Origin of the sequence: Mesorhizobium sp. ES1-3 (assembly GCF_020164795.1) — a bacterium.
Classification (GTDB): domain Bacteria; phylum Pseudomonadota; class Alphaproteobacteria; order Rhizobiales; family Rhizobiaceae; genus Mesorhizobium.
The window spans coordinates 121,589-144,160 of record NZ_JAIUGW010000004.1; the positions used below are offsets into that span (position 1 = coordinate 121,589).

General features: G+C 63.6%; 21 protein-coding genes and 2 pseudogenes. 11 read left to right on the top strand and 12 right to left on the bottom strand.

All coding sequences use genetic code 11. The features are described 5' to 3' along the window. Positions 1–6: 6 nt before the first annotated feature. Positions 7–480, top strand: a pseudogene (locus LB536_RS07830) (IS5 family transposase); the annotation flags it as partial. A 167-nt stretch (positions 481–647) separates the two neighbouring features. Here LB536_RS07830 and LB536_RS07835 read toward each other — a convergent pair. Then, entirely contained in the window at positions 648–1,055 is a 408-nt protein-coding gene (locus LB536_RS07835) for a DUF2000 family protein (RefSeq protein WP_140811085.1), read from the bottom strand. A 53-nt stretch (positions 1,056–1,108) separates the two neighbouring features. On the opposite strand from LB536_RS07835, the gene LB536_RS07840 reads away from it, so the two are divergent. Then, positions 1,109–1,978 (top strand): AraC family transcriptional regulator, encoded by an 870-nt coding sequence (locus LB536_RS07840; protein ID WP_224590800.1) that lies wholly within the window; start codon positions 1,109–1,111, stop codon positions 1,976–1,978. A 12-nt stretch (positions 1,979–1,990) separates the two neighbouring features. On the opposite strand, the gene LB536_RS07845 is transcribed toward LB536_RS07840, so the two are convergent. Further along, positions 1,991–2,461 carry a MarR family winged helix-turn-helix transcriptional regulator gene (locus LB536_RS07845; RefSeq protein ID WP_224590802.1) on the bottom strand — a complete coding sequence of 157 codons (471 nt, stop codon included), beginning with the start codon at positions 2,459–2,461 and terminating at the stop codon, positions 1,991–1,993. 399 nt (positions 2,462–2,860) lie between these two features. Here LB536_RS07845 and LB536_RS07850 point away from each other — a divergent pair, with 399 nt between their 5' ends. The 4 genes from LB536_RS07850 to LB536_RS07865 all read left to right on the top strand — a co-directional run bounded on the left by LB536_RS07850 (position 2,861) and on the right by LB536_RS07865 (position 5,866). Beyond that, positions 2,861–3,916, top strand: a complete 1,056-nt coding sequence (locus tag LB536_RS07850; protein ID WP_224590804.1) for a CobW family GTP-binding protein — start codon at positions 2,861–2,863, stop codon at positions 3,914–3,916. Positions 3,917–3,995: 79 nt separating this feature from the next. Then, positions 3,996–4,274, top strand: a complete 279-nt coding sequence (locus LB536_RS07855; protein ID WP_140757121.1) for a DUF1778 domain-containing protein — start codon at positions 3,996–3,998, stop codon at positions 4,272–4,274. Continuing rightward, a complete protein-coding gene (locus LB536_RS07860) occupies positions 4,271–4,798 on the top strand; it encodes a GNAT family N-acetyltransferase (RefSeq protein WP_224590806.1) in 528 nt (175 codons plus the stop codon). Before LB536_RS07855 ends, LB536_RS07860 begins: the two co-directional genes overlap by 4 nt. A 93-nt stretch (positions 4,799–4,891) precedes the next feature. Beyond that, positions 4,892–5,866, top strand: coding sequence for a WD40 repeat domain-containing protein (locus LB536_RS07865; RefSeq protein ID WP_224590808.1), 975 nt, complete (start codon positions 4,892–4,894; stop codon positions 5,864–5,866). 13 nt (positions 5,867–5,879) lie between these two features. Here LB536_RS07865 and LB536_RS07870 read toward each other — a convergent pair whose 3' ends face one another. Further along, a complete protein-coding gene (locus LB536_RS07870; RefSeq protein ID WP_224590810.1) occupies positions 5,880–6,332 on the bottom strand; it encodes a hypothetical protein in 453 nt (150 codons plus the stop codon). Positions 6,333–6,483: 151 nt separating this feature from the next. On the opposite strand from LB536_RS07870, the gene LB536_RS07875 reads away from it, so the two are divergent. The 3 genes from LB536_RS07875 to LB536_RS07885 all read left to right on the top strand — a co-directional run bounded on the left by LB536_RS07875 (position 6,484) and on the right by LB536_RS07885 (position 10,120). After that, positions 6,484–7,860, top strand: coding sequence for an aspartate aminotransferase family protein (locus tag LB536_RS07875; protein WP_224590812.1), 1,377 nt, complete (start codon positions 6,484–6,486; stop codon positions 7,858–7,860). A gap of 32 nt (positions 7,861–7,892) precedes the next feature. Then, entirely contained in the window at positions 7,893–9,278 is a 1,386-nt protein-coding gene (locus LB536_RS07880; RefSeq protein ID WP_224590814.1) for a glutamine synthetase family protein, read from the top strand. Between the two features lie 116 nt (positions 9,279–9,394). Beyond that, entirely contained in the window at positions 9,395–10,120 is a 726-nt protein-coding gene (locus LB536_RS07885) for a UdgX family uracil-DNA binding protein (RefSeq protein WP_224590816.1), read from the top strand. 59 nt (positions 10,121–10,179) lie between these two features. Here the strand turns inward: LB536_RS07885 and LB536_RS07890 are convergent, their stop codons facing one another. From LB536_RS07890 to LB536_RS07905, 4 genes are all read right to left on the bottom strand, one after another. Next, a complete protein-coding gene (locus tag LB536_RS07890) occupies positions 10,180–11,445 on the bottom strand; it encodes a glycerate kinase (protein WP_224590817.1) in 1,266 nt (421 codons plus the stop codon). Next, the gene (locus LB536_RS07895; RefSeq protein ID WP_224590819.1) at positions 11,442–11,945 is read right to left on the bottom strand and encodes a heme-degrading domain-containing protein; all 504 of its coding nucleotides are present in this window, start codon (positions 11,943–11,945) and stop codon (positions 11,442–11,444) included. Before LB536_RS07895 ends, LB536_RS07890 begins: the two co-directional genes overlap by 4 nt. 78 nt (positions 11,946–12,023) lie before the next feature. Further along, positions 12,024–13,337 (bottom strand): guanine deaminase, encoded by a 1,314-nt coding sequence (guaD, locus tag LB536_RS07900; RefSeq protein ID WP_224590821.1) that lies wholly within the window; start codon positions 13,335–13,337, stop codon positions 12,024–12,026. Between the two features lie 2 nt (positions 13,338–13,339). Next, complete coding sequence (locus LB536_RS07905) at positions 13,340–14,557, bottom strand: urate hydroxylase PuuD (RefSeq protein ID WP_224590823.1); 1,218 nt, start codon at positions 14,555–14,557, stop codon at positions 13,340–13,342. A 132-nt stretch (positions 14,558–14,689) separates the two neighbouring features. On the opposite strand from LB536_RS07905, the gene LB536_RS07910 reads away from it, so the two are divergent. Continuing rightward, positions 14,690–15,610, top strand: coding sequence for a LysR family transcriptional regulator (locus LB536_RS07910; RefSeq protein ID WP_224590825.1), 921 nt, complete (start codon positions 14,690–14,692; stop codon positions 15,608–15,610). A gap of 122 nt (positions 15,611–15,732) precedes the next feature. Further along, positions 15,733–15,879 (top strand): annotated as a pseudogene (locus tag LB536_RS07915) (nitrilotriacetate monooxygenase); the annotation flags it as partial. A gap of 11 nt (positions 15,880–15,890) precedes the next feature. Here LB536_RS07915 and LB536_RS07920 read toward each other — a convergent pair. The 5 genes from LB536_RS07920 to uraH form a co-directional block, all read right to left on the bottom strand. Next, entirely contained in the window at positions 15,891–16,727 is an 837-nt protein-coding gene (locus tag LB536_RS07920) for a PhzF family phenazine biosynthesis protein (protein WP_224590826.1), read from the bottom strand. A 93-nt stretch (positions 16,728–16,820) separates the two neighbouring features. Next, positions 16,821–17,891 (bottom strand): xanthine dehydrogenase accessory protein XdhC, encoded by a 1,071-nt coding sequence (gene xdhC / locus LB536_RS07925; RefSeq protein WP_224590828.1) that lies wholly within the window; start codon positions 17,889–17,891, stop codon positions 16,821–16,823. Between the two features lie 60 nt (positions 17,892–17,951). Then, a complete protein-coding gene (gene xdhB, locus LB536_RS07930) occupies positions 17,952–20,315 on the bottom strand; it encodes a xanthine dehydrogenase molybdopterin binding subunit (RefSeq protein ID WP_224590830.1) in 2,364 nt (787 codons plus the stop codon). Between the two features lie 205 nt (positions 20,316–20,520). Continuing rightward, the gene (xdhA, locus tag LB536_RS07935; RefSeq protein WP_224590832.1) at positions 20,521–22,002 is read right to left on the bottom strand and encodes a xanthine dehydrogenase small subunit; all 1,482 of its coding nucleotides are present in this window, start codon (positions 22,000–22,002) and stop codon (positions 20,521–20,523) included. Positions 22,003–22,005: 3 nt separating this feature from the next. Then, a complete protein-coding gene (gene uraH, locus LB536_RS07940; protein ID WP_140757153.1) occupies positions 22,006–22,380 on the bottom strand; it encodes a hydroxyisourate hydrolase in 375 nt (124 codons plus the stop codon). Positions 22,381–22,572 lie beyond the last annotated feature (192 nt).

The window sequence follows — 22,572 nt, forward strand, 5'->3', positions numbered from 1 at the left end:
TCCAGAATCATCATGAGCCGATATGATCTTAGCGACTTCGAATGGCGCGTGATCAAGCCGCTTCTCCCCAACAAACCGCGTGGAGTGCCGCGTGCAGACGACCGCCGCGTGCTCAACGGCATCTTCTGGGTGCTTCGTTCCGGCGCACCGTGGCGAGACCTACCCGAGCGATATGGCCCACGCACCACCTGCTACAACCGCTTCGTCCGCTGGCGCAGGTGTGTGGGATCGCCTCATGGACGCTATCACCACAGGCCATGACGGCAAGGTGCAGATGATCGACACCTCCATTGTTCGCGTCCATCAGCATGGCGCGACGGCAAAAAGGGGGGTCGAGATCATTGTCTCGGTCGTTCCCGAGGTGGGCTGACAACTAAAATCCATGCTCTCGTCGACGCCGAAGGCAGGCCCATAAAGCTGATGCTTACGGCAGGCCAGAAGAGCGACATCGCCTCCGCAGCCGACTTGATCAAGGATTTGCCCCCGAAACGCTTACGGAAGTGCGCAGTTTCGAACTCTACTGCCCCGACAATCTCATCCCGTTCTACAACAAACTGGGCTTTGCAAAGGGAACCGCAAGCCTCTTGTTTCGGGAGCGGTAACGATTTGTCTGCTGACCGCGTGGCGTGCGCCGATTGAGTTTGCCTCTATGCATGCATGCGGGCACCCTTGGTGATCTTGTCGACGACCTTCTTGCCGTCGCGCAGCGCGATGCCGACCACCTTGGCGTCTTCGGGCGCGAATTCGGCAAAGACGGCGCGGTTGGCGGCGTCGAAGCCGGTGGAAAACATCTCCTCGACATAGAGCGAGGTGCCGACGCCGCGTTCCAGCGCGCGCCGGTGGATCGCGGCGAGCGTTGCCTGGTCCGCGGACAGCACGATGACCGGCTGGACCGACAGCGGGTTGTAGAGATTGCCGGCGCGGTCGCGATAGGGCTCGCCAATGATGTCGGGAAACTGCGCGACGACGCCGCTGGTCAGGAAGGCGGTGACGTTGAGTTTCTGCCAGACGGGCAGATCTTCCCGCAGTACGATTGCAAATTTCGTATCGAACATGAGAAAATGGACCATTCGAGGTTGGGCCCCGTATCGCGAGGCGGAAGGAGACGATGTCGTTCGAACTAGACCGCCAGGCCTTCGAGGGTCTTGGACGTTTGTGCGCCGATGCCGCTGAAAACTGCATCATCTCCGCTCCAGACCCTGCGGGGATGGAGCGCATCGAGGCCCGGTTTCACGGCAGCGCCTTCGATCCGCATCGCCACGACACCTATGCGATCGGAGTGACGTTACGCGGCGTGCAGACCTTCCGCTATCGCGGCGCGGCAAGGCTGAGCCTGCCCGGTCAGGTCATCGTGCTGCATCCGGACGAATTGCACGATGGCGGCGCCGGCACCGAGGAAGGCCTGCGCTACAGGATGCTCTATCTCGAGCCGTCACTGATGCTCGACTGTCTCGGCGGCACGGCGCTGCCGTTCGTCAGGGAGGGGGTGGTGACGGACGATGCCTTCTGCGCGACGCTGCTTTCGGCGCTCGGGCCGTTGGAGCAGAAACTCGACGAGCTGTTCGTCGACGACTTCCTGGCGCAGCTGATGCAAAGCCTGGCCCGGCATGCCGGTCAACCGGCAAAGCCACTCGCCGGAACGGCGTGGCGGGCGGCGACCCTGGCGCGTGAATATCTCACGGAAAACCTCGACCGACCCGTGCGTTCGGAAGAGTTGGAAGCCGTCACGGGTCTCGACCGCTATGCCCTGTCGAGACATTTCCGCGCGGCCTTCTCGACCAGTCCGCATCGTTTCCTGGTGATGCGCCGGCTTCAGAGCGCGCGCAAGATGATCGCCGCCGGCGAGCCCTTGGCGCAGATCGCGATCGATGCCGGCTTCAGCGACCAGAGCCATTTCAACAGGCAATTCAAGAAAGCGTTCGGCATGACGCCGGGACGCTGGTCGTCCTTGATCCACGAAGCTGCCGCGGCAGCCTGATTGCCGAAGAGATCAGTCGTCCGTCTCGGCGTCGTCATCGATCAGCACCAGTTCCTCGTTGGAGAGGTTGGCTTCGATGCGGGCAAGCAGCTTGAACAGCGCCTTCTGGTCTTTCTTGTCGAGACCTTTCAGCGCCTGCTTTTCGGTCTTCTTCACCGACTTCTCGATGGCGCGGATGGTTTCACGCCCGGTATCGGTGAGAAAGATGTGCGCCTGGCGGGCATCGGCCTCGGAGGCGCGTTTTTCCAGAAAACCCTGCGCCTGCAGCCGGTTGATGGTCTTGGTGATGGTCGGCGGACGCACGCCAAGACGCCCGGCGAGATTGCCCGGTGTCTGGCCGTCCTCACGGTCCAGCGCCAGCATGATCTGGTCCTGGCCGGCGTAGAAGCCGTGCGCCAGAAGCCGTGCCGCCAGCGCGGTCCTTGCCAGCCTTGCCGCTGAATGCAGCCGGCTCATCGTTGCAGTCTTGTCCGCCTTGGCCATGGTCATCCCTCTTCGGCCGTACCGGTGCGCACAGCATAGACGCAGCCGGCCGGTTGGCAATCGACGATCGAAAAGATTCCGGCATACCAAACAGCTTTGCCGGCAAGCATTTGAGGTGTCCGCCGTGGTGATGCCAGATGTTTATTTCAGTTAGATGACAAACGAGTTTCGCGTGAAGGGAATTCGGAGCAACCGCCGCGCGAATGCGATCCGACGACCGACAGCCCTGGCAAGACGCCCCTTGATCATTCCTCGCCAAGGCGGCGACCGCTTTCCGCAACCACGATGTCACTTTGGCCCATGGTTTGCCCGTGCAAAAGCCCGGCGCACATCCTATATGGAACCGACAATCCCCTTTCGCGGCCTGAATTTCAGGGCCCAGTCATTTCGAGGCAAGCCATGAGCGACGCACAGACGCAGATCCCCGTAACGGTTCTCACCGGCTATCTCGGCGCCGGCAAGACGACGCTGCTCAACCGCATCCTGTCGGAGAACCACGGCAGGCGCTACGCCGTTATCGTCAACGAATTCGGCGAGATCGGCATCGACAACGACCTGATCGTGGAATCCGACGAGGAAATCTACGAGATGAACAATGGCTGCGTCTGCTGCACGGTGCGCGGCGACCTGATCCGCGTCGTCGAGGGCCTGATGCGCCGGCCCGGCCGCTTCGACGCCATCGTCGTCGAAACCACCGGGCTCGCCGATCCGGTGCCGGTGGCGCAGACCTTCTTCATGGACGACGACGTGCGCTCCAAGACCAAGCTCGATGCGGTGGTGGCGCTGGTCGACGCCAAGCATTTGCCGCTGCGGCTGAAGGATTCCAAGGAAGCCGAGGACCAGATCGCCTTCGCCGACGTCGTCGTGCTGAACAAGACCGACCTCGTCACCCCGGAAGAACTCGCCAAGGTCGAAGCGACGATCCGCGCCATCAATCCGGCGGCCAGGATCCACCGCACCACCCGCGCGGGCGTGGCGCTGTCGGAAGTGCTCGACCGCGGCGCCTTCGACCTGTCCCGGGCATTGGAAAACGATCCGCATTTCCTCGAGGCGCATGATGACCAACATGACCACGATCATGACCATCACGACCATGACCACCACGACCATGATGGGCACGACCACCACCATCATGCGCATCCTTCCGACATCCATGACGTGACGGTGCAGTCGGTATCGCTGCGCGGCGGCGAGATGGACCCGAAGAAATTCTTCCCGTGGATCGAGAAGATCACCCAGATGGAAGGCCCCAACATTTTGCGGCTGAAAGGCATCATCGCGCTCAAGGGCGATGACGAGCGCTATGTCATCCAGGGCGTGCACATGATCATCGAAGGCGACCACCAGCGCGCCTGGAAAGACGGCGAGAAGCATGAGAGCCGCCTGGTGTTCATCGGCCGCGAACTGGATGCCGAGCGGCTGAAGAAGAGCTTTGACGCCTGCCAGGCCTCGTAAGGCCGTGTTGATGGACCTTCGAGATTGACTATGGGTCCATGTACACATATCATGTGTACATGGACCGAGGAGATTTCCGATGCCCAGGTCGGCCGACACCAAAACCGAGCGCTATCAAATCCGCATCGCGCCTGCACAGAAGGCGATGATCGCGCGCGCCGCTGCGCTGTCTCATCAGGACGTTACCGACTTTATTCTCAACAAGGTGGTTCCCGAAGCACAGGCCGTAATCGAAGCAGCCGAGGTTGCGAAAGTGTCCGACCGCGATTTCACACGTATACTCGATCTGCTGGAGAACCCGCCGAAACCCAATGCCAAGCTCCGAGCAGCGATCGCGGCCTTGCCGGATACTCTGTGACGCTTCCCGCCTGGCACGAGGAGCCGATTGCGAAACGCCATGATCGGGCCTCGTTCGATTGCGGCGATGCGCAGATGAACGATTTTCTGCGGCGGTTCGCGCGGCAAAGCCACGAACAGAATGCCGCCAAGACTTTCTGTGCGATCGACGATGCGGCTTTGGACCGGATCCTTGGCTTCTATACCATCGCGCCGTCAGCCATTGCTCACGAAACCGTGCCGGAGACGATGACGAGAGGCTTGGCGCGGCACGAGGTTTCCGGCTTCAAGCTTGCCCGGCTGGCGACCGACCGCAGCGTCGCCAGGCAAGGCCTCGGAGGTCAGCTGCTTGCCGCCGCCGCGTTGCGCTGCTTGCGACTTGCCGGCGAAGGTGGCGGCATCCTGCTCATCATCGATGCCAAGAGCGAGCGGGCCGCAAGATGGTATGCCAGCTACGGGGCCGAGCGCCTCCAGGGATCGAACCTGACCTTGGTGATGCCATTGGCGACGTTCGCAACCGATCTGCGGGCGAAGGGGCTGCTTTGATGACAGCTCTCGCCATCTGATCTGCCGGTTGCCGGAACCGCAAACGTCGAGTAAGCCGCCTCTGTAATCTCATCCAGTTGAACGAAGACAATCATGCCCACAGTCGCCCCGCTTGATCTCGAAGGCCATTGCGTCGCCGCCGTCTTCCTCGGCGACGTGCCGCATTTCGCGCTGGCCGATGGTGCTGTCCATCGGCTGGACAATGGCCACAAGACGGTGCAGGCCAACGATGGGCTGCTTGCCGCCTTCCATGACGCGGCCAACGACCGACTGATCACCGGCGGCGAGGACGGCAAGGTGTTTGCCGTCAAAGCCGGCGGTGAGACCCAGGAGGTGGCGAGCGCCGGCAAGAAATGGATGACCAGCGTTGCCGCCGGGCCGCAAGGCGCCATCGCCTATGCCACGGGCAAGACCGCCTTCGTGCGCTTCGCCGACGGCAAGACCCGGGAATTTGCCCATCCGCGCTCGGTCGAGGGGCTGGCCTTCTCGCCAAAGGGGATGCGCTTCGGCGTCGCCCGCTACAATGGCGCGACGCTGCATTTCCCCGCCGCAGAGGGCAAGCCTGTGGAACTGGAATGGGCGGGCGCGCACACAGGCATAACCTTCTCGCCGGACGGCGCCTTTCTGGTCACCACCATGCAGGAAAACGCCCTCCATGGCTGGAAGCTCGCCGACGGCAAGCACATGCGCATGAGCGGCTATCCCGGCAAGGTCAAAAGCCTTTCCTGGAGCGTGAAAGGCAAATGGCTGGCCAGTTCCGGCGCGCCGGCGGCGATCGTCTGGCCGTTCTCGGCCAAGGACGGCCCGATGGGCAAGGCGCCGCTGGAACTCGGCACGCGCGGCAACGCCATGGTGACGGCGGTCGCTTGCCACCCGAGCCAGGACGTGGTCGCGGTCGGCTATGACGACGGCATGGTGATGGCGGTGCGCTTCGCCGATGCCAAGGAAGTGCTTTTGCGGCGCCCGGGCAAAGGCGCCATCACCGCGATGATGTGGGACAAGGAAGAACGCCGTGTCGCCTTCGGCAGTGCCGCCGGCGACTGCGGCGTCATCGACATCACCGCATAGTCCGGATGGCCGATCACTCGGCGCCGCAGGACACCTTGCCAATCAGATCGACGGGCTTGCCATCGCTATCCTTGTCGGCCGTGCTGTCATAGACAGCGAGCTTGTAATCTCCATCATAGACCCCTTCGTCGCTGGCCCTGGTCAGGATCGTCAGCTCGACCGAACTGTAGGTCTTGGCCACCTCCTCCTCGTGGCAGATGTTCAGGCGCAGTTCCTTGTCGTCGAGCCAGTACTGGGTGAGGTTGGAGTTCTCAAAAGTGGTCTTTCGCAGCTGATCCCCGGCGGGCCTTGCCTTGATCTCGAGGTCGCCGCGGAAGTTGAAGGTCGGGCCGGCCATGCCTGACGTGACGCCGGCATCGACCTGGAATTTCACCTGGGGATCATCGACGGAGCACCAGATGCCGCCGGTCGCACAGGCCGTACCGGCCGTCAGGAACAGTGCCGTCGCGCAGATGATCGTCCGCATTTCCCTTGCCCCACTTGCCGTTCCCATTGGCGCCGACTTCGCGCGGAGCGTCAGGCGCTGCCGCAAGGGCTGAGCCAATGCAGAACGGACGCGCGGCCGATTGCCGATGCGGAGGTGGATTGGCTAAGAGGGACGGGCCAGAGGGGTTTTCATGCACAGCGACAGTTCGACGACCGTAGGCGGCATCAGCCGCGACCGCATCGCGCAATTGCGCGAGGCGGAAGGCGCTGCCTTCCGCAAGGCGCGGCCTAGATCGCAAGCCAAGGTCGGCAACGGCCTGCCCGGCTTCTTCGGCGGCGTGCCGATGCACTGGATGAACGACTGGCCGACGCCGTTTCCGATCCTGGTCGACAGCGCCCGAGGCGCCACGATCACCGACATGGACGGCAACAAGCTCGACGATTTCTGCCTCGGCGACACCGGTTCGATGTTCGGCCATTCGCCGCCACCAGTGGCGCGTGCCATTCGCCGCCAGGCCGGGCGCGGCCTGACCTACATGCTGCCTTCGGAAGACGCGCTCGCCATCGGGCTGCTGCTGCAGCAGCGCTTCGGCCTGCCGTTCTGGCAGATCGCGACGACGGCGACCGACGCCAACCGGTTCGCGCTGCGCGTCGCCCGCGCTGTCACTGGGAGAGAAAAAATCCTGGTCTTCAATGGCTGCTATCACGGCTCGGTGGACGAGACGATGGTGCGGCTGATCGACGGCAAGCCCGTCAACCGGCCGGGACTGGCGGGCGAGTTCCGCGACCTGACCCGCACGGCCAAGGTCATCGAATTCAACGATGTCGCCGCACTGGCAGCCGCGCTGAAGGACAGGGATGTCGCTTGCGTCATTGCCGAGCCGGTGCTGACCAATTCCTGCATGGTGCTGGCCGATCCTGGCTACCACGAGACACTGCGAAAGTTGACGCGCGAAGCGGGCACGCTGCTTTTGATCGACGAGACGCACACGATCTCGACCGGCCCGGGCGGCTACACCAGGAAATATGGGCTGGAGCCGGACTTGTTCGTGCTGGGCAAGCCGATTGCCGGCGGCGTGCCGGCGAGCGTGTGGGGCATGAGCGATGAAGTCGCCTCGCGCTATGCCGACTACAACAGGACGAAAGAACCGGGTTATTCCGGCATGGGCACGACGTTGTCGGCCAACCCGCTGCAATTCGCCGCCATGCGCGCCACGCTCGAGGAGGTGATGACGCAGGAGAATTACGACCGCATGGATCATCTGGCGCAGCGGCTCGATGCCGGACTGACCGGCGTGATCGATCGTTACAACCTGCCCTGGCATGTTTCCCGTGTGGGGGCCCGCGTCGAGTTCATCTGCGCTCCCGGCCCGCTGCGCAATGGCGCCGAGGCCGAGGGTGCGCATGCGCCGGAACTGGAAGCCGCAATCCATGTCGCGCTGGTCAATCGCGGCGTGCTGATCGCACCCTTCCACAACATGATGCTGATCTCGCCGGCGACGTCAGGCGCCCAGGTCAACCGGCTAATCAGCGCGTTTGGCGCGGTTGCGGCAAAGCTCGCGGCATGAGACAAGCCACCAAGCCAAACCCGAGTTCCATCATGAGTTCACCTTCGGGCTCGACGCCCACCGAGGCGCAAGCCTTCCTCGACGCCCATCCCGAGATCGAGGCCTTCGATATCGTGCTGACCGACGCCAATGGCGTCGGGCGCGGCAAGATCGTGCGCCGGCATGAGCTGAAAAGCATTTTCGAGGGCGGCCGGCACATGCCGATCTCGATCCTCGGCCTCGACATCACCGGTGAGGATGTGCATGAAACCGGGCTGATCTGGGACAGCGGCGACGGCGATCTCAGGGCCTGGCCGATTCCCGGCACGCTGGTGCCGCTTTACGGCACGAACCCGCCGCGCGGCCAGGTGCTGATGGCGATGTACCATCTCGAAGGCCAGCCAATGTCATCGGACCCGCGGCTGGCGCTTGCCCGGCAGGTCGACATACTGGCTGCCAAGGGCCTCTATCCGGCTGGCGCCTTTGAACTCGAGTTTTTTCTGCTGGCCAATGAGCGTGATGCCGACGGCAAGGTGCAGCCGGCGCGCGCGGTGCTCGACGGCCGCGTCTCGGGCAAGACGGAAGTCTATTCCGTCGATCATCTGCACGGCATGGAGCCGCTGTTCTCCGACATCTACGCCGCCGCCAAGGCGCAAGGCATTCCGGCCGAGACGGTCATTTCCGAATATGCGCCTGGCCAGTACGAGCTGACGCTGAACTACCGCAAGGACGTGATGCGGGCGGCAGACGATCTGGTCATGCTGAAGCGGCTGGTGCGGGCGCAGGCGCGCCGTCACGGCGTCACCGCCTGCTTCATGGCCAAGCCGATCGAGAAATATGCCGGCTCCGGCATGCATTTCCACGTCTCGCTGCAGGACAAGGACGGCCGAAACGTCTTTTCGGAAACCGCCGGCGAGAACTGGTCGCTGCCGCTGCTGCGCGGTCTCGGCGGGCTGATCCAGACCATGGCGGAATCGATGCTGGTGTTTGCGCCACACGCCAATTCCTGGCGCCGCTTCGTCTCACAATCCTATGCGCCGGTGGCACCGACCTGGGGCGTCAACAACCGCTCTGTGGCGCTGCGCGTGCCGGCGGGCGACGCGAAAAACCGGCGCATCGAGCATCGGCCGTCCGGCGTCGACGCCAATCCCTATCTGATCGCGGCGACGGTGCTCGCCGGCATCGTCAAAGGCCTCGACGAAGGGCTCGATCCAGGTCCCGAAACGACTGGCAATGGCTATGAGGCAGCCGTCACCCGTACGACGATGCCGGCCGACTGGCGCGCCGCCATCGAAGCGGCCAGGGTGTCCAGCTTCCTGAAGGGCGCGCTCGGCGAGGATCTGCACCGCACCTTCGTGGCGATCAAGCAGTCCGAATACCTGCGGGTGGCGCGTACGGTCAGCGAGCTGGACTATCATCTCTACCTGCATGAAGTCTGATGGCTGGACGACCCGACTGCGATCACTTTTTCGCCGCCACCATCGAATGAGGTGGCGTTCCGGCCTTCCAGACAGAAATATCGGCGGAACTTCCCGAGGCCTCGCTCATTCCTGATTTGGTCGCGGGAGCGGACAAGGCCGCCAGGGATATGATTGCGAAGATGCCTACAACGCCTGCGCCGCACCATGCCAAGGTGCAGGCGAGGCGCTGGCCGAAGCGTGAGCCAGCCGAGATGCCTGATGACGATGCCGCGGACACGGTTCCCGAATTGCGCGAGGCCGCGAAGGGATGCCGCCGCTGTCCGCTTTGGCGCGATGCGACGCAGACCGTATTCGGTGCAGGGCCTGACAATGCCAAGGTGATTTTTGTCGGCGAACAGCCGGGCGACCAGGAAGACCTCGTCGGCCAGCCGTTCGTGGGGCCGGCCGGCAGAGTGTTCGATGCCATATTGGACGATGCCGGGGTCGACCGGCTGAAGGTCTACGTCACCAACGCGGTCAAGCACTTCAAATTCGAGCCGCGCGGAAAACGCCGCATCCATTCCAAACCGAATGTCGGCGAGGTTCAGGCCTGCCGCTGGTGGCTCGACCAGGAGTTTGACCTGATCAAGCCGAACCTCGCCGTGGCGCTCGGCGCCACGGCGGCGCTATCCCTGCTTGGCAAGGCGACACCGGTGACCAAGATGCGCGGCCAGGTGATCGAACGCGAGGATGGCTTGCGTGTCTTCATCACCATCCATCCCTCCTTCATCCTGCGCATTCGGGATCACGCCGACAAAGAAGCTGAACGCGAGCGGTTTTTGCGCGATATGAAGCAGGTGAAGCGGCTGATGGCCGCTTGAGCATTAAGGACAGCGACGCAGCGCAGACCCGAGGATGACGAACGTTTGAGGCTGTGAAGCTAACGAACGAGAATTGCCCTCAAATCGTTGACGTTCGTGCCGGTCGGGCCGGGTACGAAAAGATCACCGACGGCGTTGAAGGCTGTCCAGGCATTGTTGCCGGCCAGCATCGCCTTGGCATCGACGCCCGCCGCGCGCATGCGCGAAACCGTCGAACCATCGGCGAAGGCACCGGCATTGTCTTCAGAACCGTCGATGCCGTCGGTATCGGCCGCCAAGGCGTGAATGCCTTCCACGCCGCTGATGCCGATGGCGAAGGCGAGCAGGAATTCCGAGTTGCGGCCACCCTTGCCCTTTGCCCGCAACGTCACGGTGGTCTCACCGCCCGAAAGGATCAGAACCGGCTTTTGGAAGGGCCGGCTGCGCGTCGCCACTTCGCGGGCGATTGCCGCATGGACGCCGCCGACCTCGCGTGCTTCGCCTTCGATTGCATCGGAAAGGATGACGGCTTCTATGCCTTGCCGCCTCGCTTCCATTGCTGCCGCTTCCAGCGACACGCCGGCAGAGGCGATCAGATGCACCTCGTTGCGCGAAAAGCGCTGATCGTCGGGATCTGGTGCATCGGCCGCCGGCGATTGGATGTGCGCCATCACCGAGGCCGGCAGGTTCATGCCATAGGCGGATATCGAGGCCAGCGCGTCTTCACGGCTGCCGGTATCGGGAACGGTCGGGCCTGATGCGACCAGGGCCGGATTGTCGCCGGGAATGTCGGAGACCACCAGCGAGACCACCTTGGCCGGCCATGCCGCGGCAGCCAGCCGGCCGCCCTTGATGGTGGAGAGATGCTTTCGGATGGTGTTCATCGCCGCGATCGGCGCGCCCGAGGCAAGCAGCGCCTCGTTGACGGCGATCTCGTCGGCCAGCGTCAGGCCGGCAGCGGGAGACGGCAGCAGCGCCGAGCCGCCGCCGGAAATCAGCGCTACGACCAGATCGTCCGCCGTCAGCCCTTGCACCTTCTCCAGCAGCCGCCGCGAGGCCTCGAGCCCGGCGGCGTCCGGCACCGGATGCGCCGCCTCGATGATCTCGATGCGCTCGCATTGGGCGCCATAGCCGTAGCGGGTGACGACCAGCCCTTCGATCGGGCCATCCCAAACCTTCTCGAACGCCGCCGCCATCTGCGCCGAGCCCTTGCCGGCACCGATGACGATGGTGCGGCCCCTGGGCCTGGCCGGCAAATGGTCGCGGATAGTGCGCTCCGGGTCGGCGGCTGCGACCGCCGCATTGAAGATCGAGGTAAGAAAAGCCTTGGGATCGGGCACGGTCATTCGGGGTCCGCGGACAGCGCCAGTCCGCGCCTGTCCATGCCCAGGTGATCGCACAGCGCATCGACCACCACGCCATGATCCTGGCGCTCCGGCAGGCCGGACACCGCGATCACGCCGATGACACCGGCACCCTTGACCGCGACCGGGAACCCGCCGCCGGCGAGCACATAGTCAGCAATATCCAGCCCCTCGCCGATCTTGAAGGTGCGGTCGGAGCGCTGCTGCTCCAGAACCAGACGGTAGGTGCTTTTGAGGTAGCGCTTGACAACATTGATCTTGCGCCGCGCCCAGTCGGGGTTGGAAGCGTTCGACCCCGGCATGGCGGCATAGAACAGGGGCCGGTCGAAAGTCCTGATATCGACAATGACGGGCAGATTCTCAGCCAGCGCGCGGTCACGAATCGCCGAACCGAGCTTGAAGGCGATGGCCTCATCGAAGGCGTTGAAGACAAGGATCTCTTCCTGTCTCTTGATCAGAGCGATGTCGTCAGCAACGGCCATGTCGTTCCCCTGTCAACTTCGCCGCACGCTTTGACCGAAGGCTGCCGCCGGGTCAAGCAAGGAACGCACGAGCAGCGCCTAATTCGCCATGTCGCTCTTGGCAGGCCGCCCCGCGACATAGACCTCGCGCACGGCGCGGTCGTCGCCCAGCGTTTGCAGCAGGAACAATTCCTGCGCCAGCGTCTCGACCGTTTCCATCCTGAGCCGCATGGCGGGCGTTGCCCTGGCGTCGAGCACGACGATGTCGGCATCGGTGCCTTCATCCAGCGTGCCGATCTTGTCCGCCACCGACAGCGCCTCGGCATTGCCGCGCGTGATCTGCCAGAAGGACTGGAACGGGTTCAACTTCTCGCCGTTCAGCGCGATCACCTTGTAGCCCTCATCCATGGTGCGCAGCATGGAATAGTTGGTTCCGCCGCCGACATCGGTGGCGGACGCTATGCGCAACCGCTTGTCGCGGCGGCGAAAGCGCTGATAGTCGAACAGGCCTGAGCCGAGGAACAGGTTCGAGGTCGGGCAGAAGACGGCCACCGAACCACTATCCGAAAGCGCGTCCGCCTCGCGCTCCGACAGATGGATGCAGTGGCCGAACAGGCTCTTCTTGCCCAGCAGCCCGTAATGCTCGTAGACGTCGGTGTAGTCGCGCGACCAAGGGTAGAGCTGCTGCGTGAAGGCGATCTCGGCGTGGTTTTCCGACAGATGCGTCTGCATGTGCAGGCCGGGATGTTCGCGGCACAGCCCGCCGGCCATCTCCATCTGCTCCGGTGACGAGGTGATGGCGAAGCGTGGCGTGATGGCATAGTGCTGCCTTCCCTTGCCGTGCCACTCCGCGATCAGCGCCTTGGTATCGTCATAGCCGGACTGGGGCGTGTCGAGCACGCCATCGGGCGCGTTGCGGTCCATCATCACCTTGCCGGCGATGTTGAGCATGTCGCGCGCATGCGACTCGGCGAAGAAGGCTTCCGCCGAGGCCTTGTGCACCGAGCAATAGGCGGCAACCGTCGTTGTGCCGTGGCGCACCGTCTCGTCCAGGAACAGGCGCGCGATGCGGCGGCCATGCTGAGCATTTGAGAACTTGGTTTCTTCGGGAAAGGTGTAGGTGTTCAGCCAGTCGAGCAGTTCGGCGCCATAGGACGCGATGATCTGCATCTGCGGGAAATGCACATGGGCATCGATGAAGCCCGGCAGCAACAGATACGGTCGGTGATCGATCCTTTTCGTCGTCTCGCCGGCCTGTTTCTCGACCTCGGCATAGGCGCCTGCTGCAACGATCCTGCCGTCGCTTATCAGCAGGCCGCCATCCTCCTCGTAGCGCCAGGCGGAGTGGTCGTCGATGGTTTGCGGCCAGCGCACGAAGGACAGCGTGCGGCCGCGCAGAAGTGTCGAGGTCATGCTTATTTCCCCGCGCCTTCGAACCAGGCCACCAGCAGCGCCCGTTCCTTGTCGGTGATCTGGCTGACATTGGCGGGCGGCATGGCGTGGCTGCGCCCGGCCTGCAGGTAGATTTCGCGGGCATGCTCGGCGATGCCGGCGTCCGTATCCAGCATCACCCCCTTGGGCGCGTGATAGATGCCCTCATAGACCGGCTCCTGCGCATGGCACATCGAGCAGCGGCCGAGCACGGTGTCGCGCACGGCCGGGAAATGCGCCGAGGCGATATAGATGTCCGCCGAGGCGGAGGCCTTCGGTTCGCCGGTGAGCACCTTCGGCACGGTCGACAGCCAGATGATGATGAGGAACAGGACAAGGGCGCCGAGCCACGTCCAGTGCGGATTGCCGGCACGCTTGTGCACGGTGTTGAAATAGTGGCGGATCAAGACGCCGATGATGAACACCAGCGAGGCGATGACCCAGTTGAACTGGGTGCCGAACGCCAGCGGATAATGGTTCGACAGCATCAGGAACAGCACGGGCAGCGTCAAATAATTGTTGTGGAGCGAGCGCTGCTTGGCGATCTTGCCGTATTTCGGATCCGGCTTGCGGCCGGCGATGAGGTCGGCGACGACGATCTTCTGGTTGGGAATGATGACCATGAAGACATTGGCCGACATGATCGTGGCGGTGATGGCGCCCAGATGCAGGAAGGCGGCGCGGCCGGTGAACAGATGCGTCAGCCCCCAGGCGATGAACACCAGCACGCCATAGAGCACCAGCATCAGGCCGGTGTCGCTTTTGCCGAGCGGCGAGCGGCATAAGAGATCATAGACGACCCAGCCGACGCCGATCGTGGCCATCGACAGCAGGATGCCAACCGGCACCGACATCGGCAGCACATTGGGATCGATCAGGAACAGATCGGCCCCGGCGTAGTAGACCACGCAAAGCATGGCGAAGCCGGACAGCCAGGTGGCGTAGGATTCCCATTTGAACCAGGTCAGGTGTTCCGGCATCTCGGACGGCGCCACCAGATATTTCTGGATGTGATAGAAGCCGCCGCCATGCACCTGCCATTCCTCGCCGAAGGCGCCGACCGGCATGCCAGGGCGCTGGCGCAGCCCAAGATCGAGCGCGACGAAGTAGAAGGACGAGCCGATCCAGGCGATGCCGGTGACGACGTGCAGCCAGCGCACGGCGAAGCTCAGCCAGTCCCAGAAAATCGCGAAATCCATCATTGAAGTCGTCCCTGCCGATCGGGTGACTTTACGGTGTGGCGCGCAAACGAAAAGAGGCGAGGTGTACGATGACTTTCAAAAAAAATTGGAAAATACTAGGTTGATGGCCGCAAACCGGCGAAGGTGCTCCGCATGGCCTATCTCGACAACATCGCCGTCTTCGTCCGCGTCGTCGAGCTCGGCAATCTGTCGGCGGCCGGGCGCGACATGCGCATTTCGCCGGCGGTCGCCTCCAACCGCATCAAGGAACTGGAGAAGCATCTCGGCGTGCGGCTGTTCAACCGCACCACCCGGCAATTGATGCCGACGGAACACGGCACTGTTTTTTATTCCGGCGCCAAGCAGGTGCTGGAGGCGATCACCGAAGCGGAGGCGGCCGTCTCGGCGCTGTCGGGCCAGCCGCGCGGCACCATCCGCGTCACCGCGCCGCTCGGTCTCGGGCGCCGGCTGGTGGCCTCGGGCATTCCCGATTTCCACGACAAATACCCTGACATCGAGGTGCGGCTCAGGCTTTCGGACCACAATGTCGACATCATGAAGGAAGGCATTGACGTCGCCTTCCGGCTCGGCATCATCGAGGATTCCAGTCTTCGGATGCGCGGCATCATGGAATGCGAGCGTGTGCTGGTCGCCGCACCCAAATATCTGGAGGCGCGCGGTGAGCCGATCGAGCCGCAGGAACTGATCGGCAGGAAACATGACTGCCTGATGCTGCGCTATTCCGGAGCGCTCGAATATGTCTGGACCTTGCAAACGCCGGCCGGCCCACAGAAATTCGAGGTGCATGGACCCTACGATACCGACGACGGCGACGTGCTGACGGGCTGGGCGCTGTCGGGACGCGGCATCATCAACAAGCCGCGCTTCGAGGTCGAGCCGTTCATCCGCGACCGCCGGCTGAAAGTGATCCTGACCAGCACGCCGCCGACTCCGGTGCAGTTCGCTGCCGTCTATCCGCACAAGAAGCTGCAGGACCCCAAGGTGCGGCTATTGCTCGATTTCATGGCCGAGCGCTGCCAGCGGTTGATCAAGGATCTTCTGGCCGGCAAATAGCGGACGAGCCGAACTGGGCGGCAAGTGATGGCCTCCTGATCCATCTGATCCGGGTGCCTTGCGTGAAAGCCAGCCGGGGTTGGTAGCCGGATGGCTGCCGTCGCGGCCGACCAAATGGCCGCTTTAACGTCATGCCGTCCTTTTTGCCCTGTGAACTCAATGCCTTTGCCACCCTGATCGTGCCGGAACTGCAGCGGCGAGGCCTGTTCCGCAAGGACTATGAAGGCACCACGCTGCGCTCGCATCTCGGCCTGAAATGGCCTGACTGAGGCAGGTGCGGTTATGCCTCGTCCATCATCCGTGCGGTGCCGGAAACCCTGATCGAACTGCCTATCTCCACAGGAATATCGGCATGCAGGCGTGAGCGCATGCCCATGTCCTCGCCTTGCACGACATCTATCGCGCCGCCATGCGGCCAGCCAATGTCTCTGAGATAACCGGCAAAGGCGGCTGTCGACGCGCCCGTCGCGGGATCCTCATAGACCCCACCGGATGCAAAGGGATTGCGCGTGTGAAACAAGCGCGGCGTTTCGGCGTAGGCGAGCAGGATCGTCACCAGCCCTTCCCTCCGCATGAAGAGCTGTCCGGCCTTAAGGTCGTAGCGCATGGCCGCCAGCGCCTCGCGCGAGTTGAAAGCCAGCACAAGATGGTCGGCGCCGCCATGGATCAGCGCCGGTGGAATGGCCGGATCGAGATCGGCCACAGCGTAGCCGAATAGCGCCAGCGATTCGCCAATCAGCTCCGAAGCGGCGGGCTTGCTGCGTGTGGGCGGCGACTGTAGCGCGGCGGCAACGTTCGCGCCATCTCGAAAGCCTTCAACGGTAATGCTGGCTTGGGCGAGCTTGAGTGGGAAGAGCCCATCGCCAAACCGCCGAACCAACGCGGCGCCCAGTGCAATGGTGGCGTGGCCGCAGAAGGAGACCTCGGATTCCGGCGAGAAATAGCGGACGCGCCAGCTGTCGCCATCGGGCGCGGCGAAGGCGGTCTCCGAGAATCCGACCTCCGCCGCGATATGCTGCATTTCGGCGGCATCGGGCAAGGCGTCATTTATCAGGACTCCGGCCGGATTGCCGCCGGAGCTGCCGTCCGAAAAAGCCGCGATTTTGAGTACGCCCATATGCCTTCGCCTCATGCTGCAACGCCGGTTGCATATAGCAAATGCGTGCTTCGGGCGATTGAAAACGGAAAGGCCGCCAGCGAGCAGCCTTGGCTAACCGGCCATGATCCCGGCCTGATGGTCCTGATGGTCGGCGTTCGACACGGCCCGCTGAATGACCAGCGCCGTCATGATCTCGGCGGCCGCCAGCGCGGCGATGACGGACGGGCGCTTGTCCTTGACGGCGTCGCCGCCGATCGGCGAGACGAGGCGGGCAAACTCCGCCTCCCCGCCATCCGCCGATTTCAGGAACCAGCTCCTGAATGTCGCCTTCTTGGTCTTCGAGCCGATCATGCCGACATAGGCCGCGTCGCCGCGCTTCAGCGCTTCGGCGACGATCAGGAAATCGAGCGCATGGTCATGGGTGAGGATGGCGAAGGCGGCGCCGGCCGGAGCGTTGCGTACCTCGGCCTCCGGCAGCGGCGTCAGCCGCGTCTCGACGGTTTCCGGCATGCCTTCCAGCGCCTCGGATCGGGTCTCGACGACGACAACGTGGATCGGCAGCAGCGCCAGCGACGCGGCCAACGCCTGGCCGACGTGGCCGCCACCGAAGATATAGACATGCGGCAGGTGCGCCTCTTCCGATTCAGCGTTCGCTATCAGCTGTTCCTCGATTGTGCCGTCGACCAAGCGAATCAACACCTCGACCCGGCCCCCGCAGCACTGGCCGATTTCCGGCCCGAGCAGAACGTCGAGCGTGACGACAGCTTCGTCAGCGTCGCGCTGCCCCTCACCCTTACCCTCTTCCCGTAAGGACGGGGGGTCGCCGGCATTAGGGCCGTTTCCCTTCTCCCCGTCACGATACGGGGAGAAGGTGCCGATCCACCCTCCGCAGCTGCTGCGCAGCTGCTGCGGAGGACGGGCAGGCGGATGAGGGGCGGCGCCGACATCGGCAAATTCGCTGGAATGTGCGGAGCGCAAAGAGCCCAGTATCTGCCGCGCCTTGTCGATCGCCATATATTCGAGCTGACCGCCGCCAATGGTGCCGAAAATCGCCGATGCCGAGACAAGCATGAAGGCACCGGCCTCGCGCGGCGTCGAACCCTTTGTCGCCGCGACTTCGACAAGCGCGACCCGACCGGCATGGTCGAGAAACACCTTCAGCTCTTGAACCTTCGAGTTCATCGTCTGCACTTCCATCCAGGAAATATAGTGTTTTCGGCGCGATTTGCACGTTCTGGCGCCTCAGGAACGCTCTGAAGCCTCCCGCTTCAGCCGCTCGATCGCCATCAGCACGCGTTCGGGCGTTGCCGGCGCGTCGAGGCGCGGGCAGATCTTGTGGTCGGCGACGCTGGCCACGGCATCCGACAGGGCGTGCAGCACCGCCATGCCGTGCGGCAGCGGCGGTTCGCCGACCGCCTTGGAGCGATGGATGGTCGGCTCATAGGCCTGCGACCAGTCGGTCAGCGCCACGTTGAAGATTTTTGGGCGGTCCGACGCCAGCGGAATCTTGTAGGTCGACGGCGCATGCGTGCGCAGCCGGCCCTTGTCGTCCCACCACAGTTCCTCGCTGGTCAGCCAGCCCATGCCCTGGATGAAGCCGCCCTCGACCTGGCCGAGGTCGATGGCCCGGTTCAGCGAACGGCCGCAATCGTGCAGGATATCGGCGCGCTCGACGACATATTCGCCGGTCAGCGTGTCGACCGACACTTCGGCGCAGGCCGCGCCATAGGCGTAGTAGTAGAAGGCGTGGCCCCGGCCCTTGCTGCGGTCCCAATGGATCTTCGGCGTCTTGTAGAAGCCGGCGGCCGAGAGCTGCACACGCGCGACATAGGCCTGCTTGACCAGATCGTTGAAGCTGACCTCCTGGTTGCCGACGCGCACCCGGTTGGGCAGGAACACCACCTGGTCGACGGGGATCTGGTATTTCTCGGCGGCGAAGTCGGTCAGCCGCTGGCGGATCTGGCGCGCCGCATTCTGCGCCGCCATGCCGTTGAGGTCGGCGCCAGAGGATGCCGCCGTCGGCGCGGTGTTGGGCACCTTGGCGGTGGTGGTGGCGGTGATCTTCACGCGGTCGAGGTCGATCTGGAACTCCTCGGCCACGACCTGGGCTACCTTGAGGTGCAGGCCCTGCCCCATTTCGGTACCGCCATGGTTCATGTGCACCGAACCGTCGGCATAGACATGCACCAGCGCGCCGGCCTGGTTGGCCTCGGTCTTGGTGAAGGAGATGCCGAACTTGACCGGCGTCAGCGCCAGGCCGCGCTTGACGAAGCGGCTGTTGGCGTTGAACGCGGAAATCTCGCGGCGGCGGCGCGCATAGCTGGCGCTCTCCTCCAGTTCCGCCACGATGCGCTGGATGATGCAGTCCTCGACCTTCTGGTGATAGGGCGTGACGTTGCGGCCGCCGATCGCTTCCATCGGATCGTAGAAATTCAGCTTGCGGATTTCGAGCGAATCCTTGCCGACCGCGAAGGCGACCTCGTCGATGACGCGCTCGGCGCCGACCATGCCTTGCGGGCCGCCGAAGCCACGGAAGGCGGTGTTGGACACGGTGTTGGTAAAGAGCGGCGCCGACTTGGCGTGCACCGCAGGATAGAAATAGGCGTTGTCGCAGTGAAACAGCGCACGATCGCCGACCGGTCCGGACAGGTCTGCGGAAAAGCCGCAGCGCAAGGCGTAGGTGAAATCGACACCGAGGATGTTGCCCTCGTCGTCGAAGCCGACCTCGTAGTCGATGGCGAAATCGTGCCGCTTGCCGGTGGCGGTCATGTCCTCGTCGCGGTCGAGCCGGATCTTGACGGCCCGCTTCAGCCTCTTGGCGGCAATCGCGGCGATCGCGGCGCACTGGTTGGCCTGGGTTTCCTTGCCGCCGAAGCCGCCGCCCATGCGGCGCACTTCCACCGTCACCGCGTTACTCGGCACGCCAAGCGTGTGGGCGACCAGATGCTGCGTCTCGCTCGGCCCCTGGGTCGAACAGTAGACGGTCACCTCGTCGTCCTCGCCGGGGATGGCGAGCGACACCTGGCCTTCGAGATAGAAATGGTCCTGGCCGCCAAGCCACATGCGGTTCTTGATGCGGCGGGGCGCTGCCTGGATTGCCGCGGCCGCATCGCCGCGCTTCAGGATCAGCGGCGTAGTCACCTGCTTGTCCTTCGTCGGATCAAGGTCCCAGATGTCGATCACGGCGGGAAGCTCATCATACTCGATCCTGGCCAGGCGCGCGGCGCGCCGGGCTGCCTCGCGCGTCTCGGCAATCACCGCGAAGATCGGCTGGCCGAAGAACTGCACCTTGCCTTCCGCGAGCACCGGATCGTCATGCATGTTGCTGGGCGAGACATCGTTTTCGCCCGGCACGTCGGCATAAGTCAGCACGTCGACGACACCAGGGGCCGCGCGCACCGCCGAGAGATCGACGCTTTTCAGAAGGCCATGCGCCACCTTGGACAGGCCAAGGCCGGCATGCAGCGTGCCTGCCGGTTCCGGCATGTCGTCGATATAGACGGCGCCGCCGCTGACGTGCTTGTGGGCGGAATCATGCTGCCGGTCGGTAGCGACGCCGCCGACGATCTTTTCCGCCTTGAGCTTTGATGTAGCGTGGTCGTTCATTCAGCCTCCTTCCCTTCACCCCGTTCACGGGGAGAAGGTGGCCCGAAGGGCCGGATGAGGGGCAGCGCCGACATTGACGAGTTTACCAGAAGCGATCGACGCTGGCGCCGCCCCTCATCTGCCTGCCGGCATCTTCTCCCCGTGAACGGGGAGAAGGACGCTACCCGCGACCGTTTTCCTGTCTGCTCACTCGCCTTGATTCGCATCAGGCCGCCTCGTCGCGCGACACCTGGAACGGCGCTTTCGTTCCTGTCGTCTCGACGTAAAAGCGCAGCAAGAGGTTCTTTGCCGCCAGCGCTCGATATTCGGCGCTCGCGCGCATGTCGGTGAGCGGCGTGAAGTCCTTGGCGTATTCGGCCATCGCCGCCTCTACCGTGGCTTCGTTCCAGGCCTTGCCGATCAGCGCCTTCTCGACAGCCGACGCCCGCTTCGGCGTTGCCGCCATGCCGCCATAGGCGATGCGGATATCGGCTACCGTGCCGTCCTTGGCCAGAGCCAGACAAAAGGCGCCCAAGGTCGCGGTGATGTCCTCGTCACGGCGCTTGGTGACCTTGTAGACGGCGAATTTCACATCCTTTGCCGGCACGGGCACATGCACAGCCTCGACAAACTCGCCTGGCTGGCGGTCCTGCTTGCCATAGGCGATGAAGAAATCCTGCAACGGGATCGTGCGCCGCTTCTTGCCCTTGCGCAATGTCATCCGTGCGCCGAGCGCGATCAACGGTGGCGGCGTGTCGCCGATCGGCGAGCCGTTGGCGACGTTGCCGCCGATCGTGCCCATGTTGCGAACCTGTTCGCCGCCGATGCGGTCGAACAACGGCCCCAGCGCCGGGATGCGTTTCGACAGTGTCGAAAAGGCTTCGGTGTAGGTGACGCCGGCGCCAATCGATATGACGCCATCTTCTTCCGTGATGGTGCAAAGCCCCGGCAGATCGCCGATGAAGATCGCCGGCGAGATGTCGCGCATATGCTTGGTCACCCACAGGCCAACGTCGGTCGAACCGGCGACGACGGTGGCGGTGGGTTCTTTTTCGAAGACAGAAGCGAAATCGTCGGCATCGGCCGGCACGACCAGCCGAGTCTTGCCGGAGCCAATCTCGATCCTGGCGCCATCGCGCAACGCCCGCAGCCGTGTCGTGATGTCCCGGCGCTCCGCCGCCAGCGGATCCTTCGCCGCCTTGCCATAGCTCGAGATGGCATGCGCGGCGCGCATGATCGCCTCATAGCCGGTGCAGCGGCAGAGATTGCCTTGCAAGGCCTTTTCTATCGCCGCATCCGACGGGTCCGGCGACTTCATCCACAAGCCATAGAGCGACATGACGAAACCCGGCGTGCAGAATCCGCATTGCGAGCCATGGAAATCGACCATCGCCTGCTGCACAGGATGCAACTGACCAGCTTCGCCGCGCAGATGCTCGACCGTCACGACATGGGTGCCGTCGAGCGAGCCGAGGAAGCGGATGCAGGCATTGACGCTTTCATAGACCAGTCCGGTGGCCGATAGCTTGCCGACGAGCACGGTGCAGGCGCCGCAATCGCCCTCGGCGCAGCCTTCCTTGGTGCCGCGCAGCGAACGGTCGAGCCGCAGCCAGTCGAGCAAGGTCGCGTCTGGCGCCACGGATGACAGCGCGACATCCCTGCCATTCAGAATGAAGCGGATTTCGTCGCGAATGTTGACCTTGGCCATGCCTCAGCTCCCCCTGTAAGTGGAATAGCCGTATGGCGAGATCAGCAATGGTACATGATAGTGCACCGCCTCCGCCATGCCGAAGCGGATCGGCACGCTGTCGAGGAAGGCAGGCTCCGGCAGCTTCGTGCCCTGGACACGCAGATAATCGCCAGCCGCGAACACCAGTTCGTATTCGCCGGGGCGGAAGTCGGCGCCTGCCAGCAGCGGCGCGTCGCAGCGGCCGTCTGCATTGGTGACGACCGTCTTCAGAAGCGTGCGGGCGGAACCGTCAAGATGGTAGAGCGCGATCGACAATCCAGCCGCCGGCTTACCGGTCGCGGTATCCAGGACATGGGTCGTCAGACGCCCGCCATCGGCTTTCGACGTTTCTGCCATTGGCCGCCTCCCATTTTCCAATACGAATAAATTGGCCGGTACAATCGAGCACTAACGATGAATTGTGCGCCAATTAAAGGCGATGCATAAGTCCCGGTCGAGCGGAGTGCGACAAAAACACTTTCAAAAATTTTGAGGGGAATGCGAGAAGCACCCTTTCGATATTCTGATCATACTTCCGGTGATGCCGGG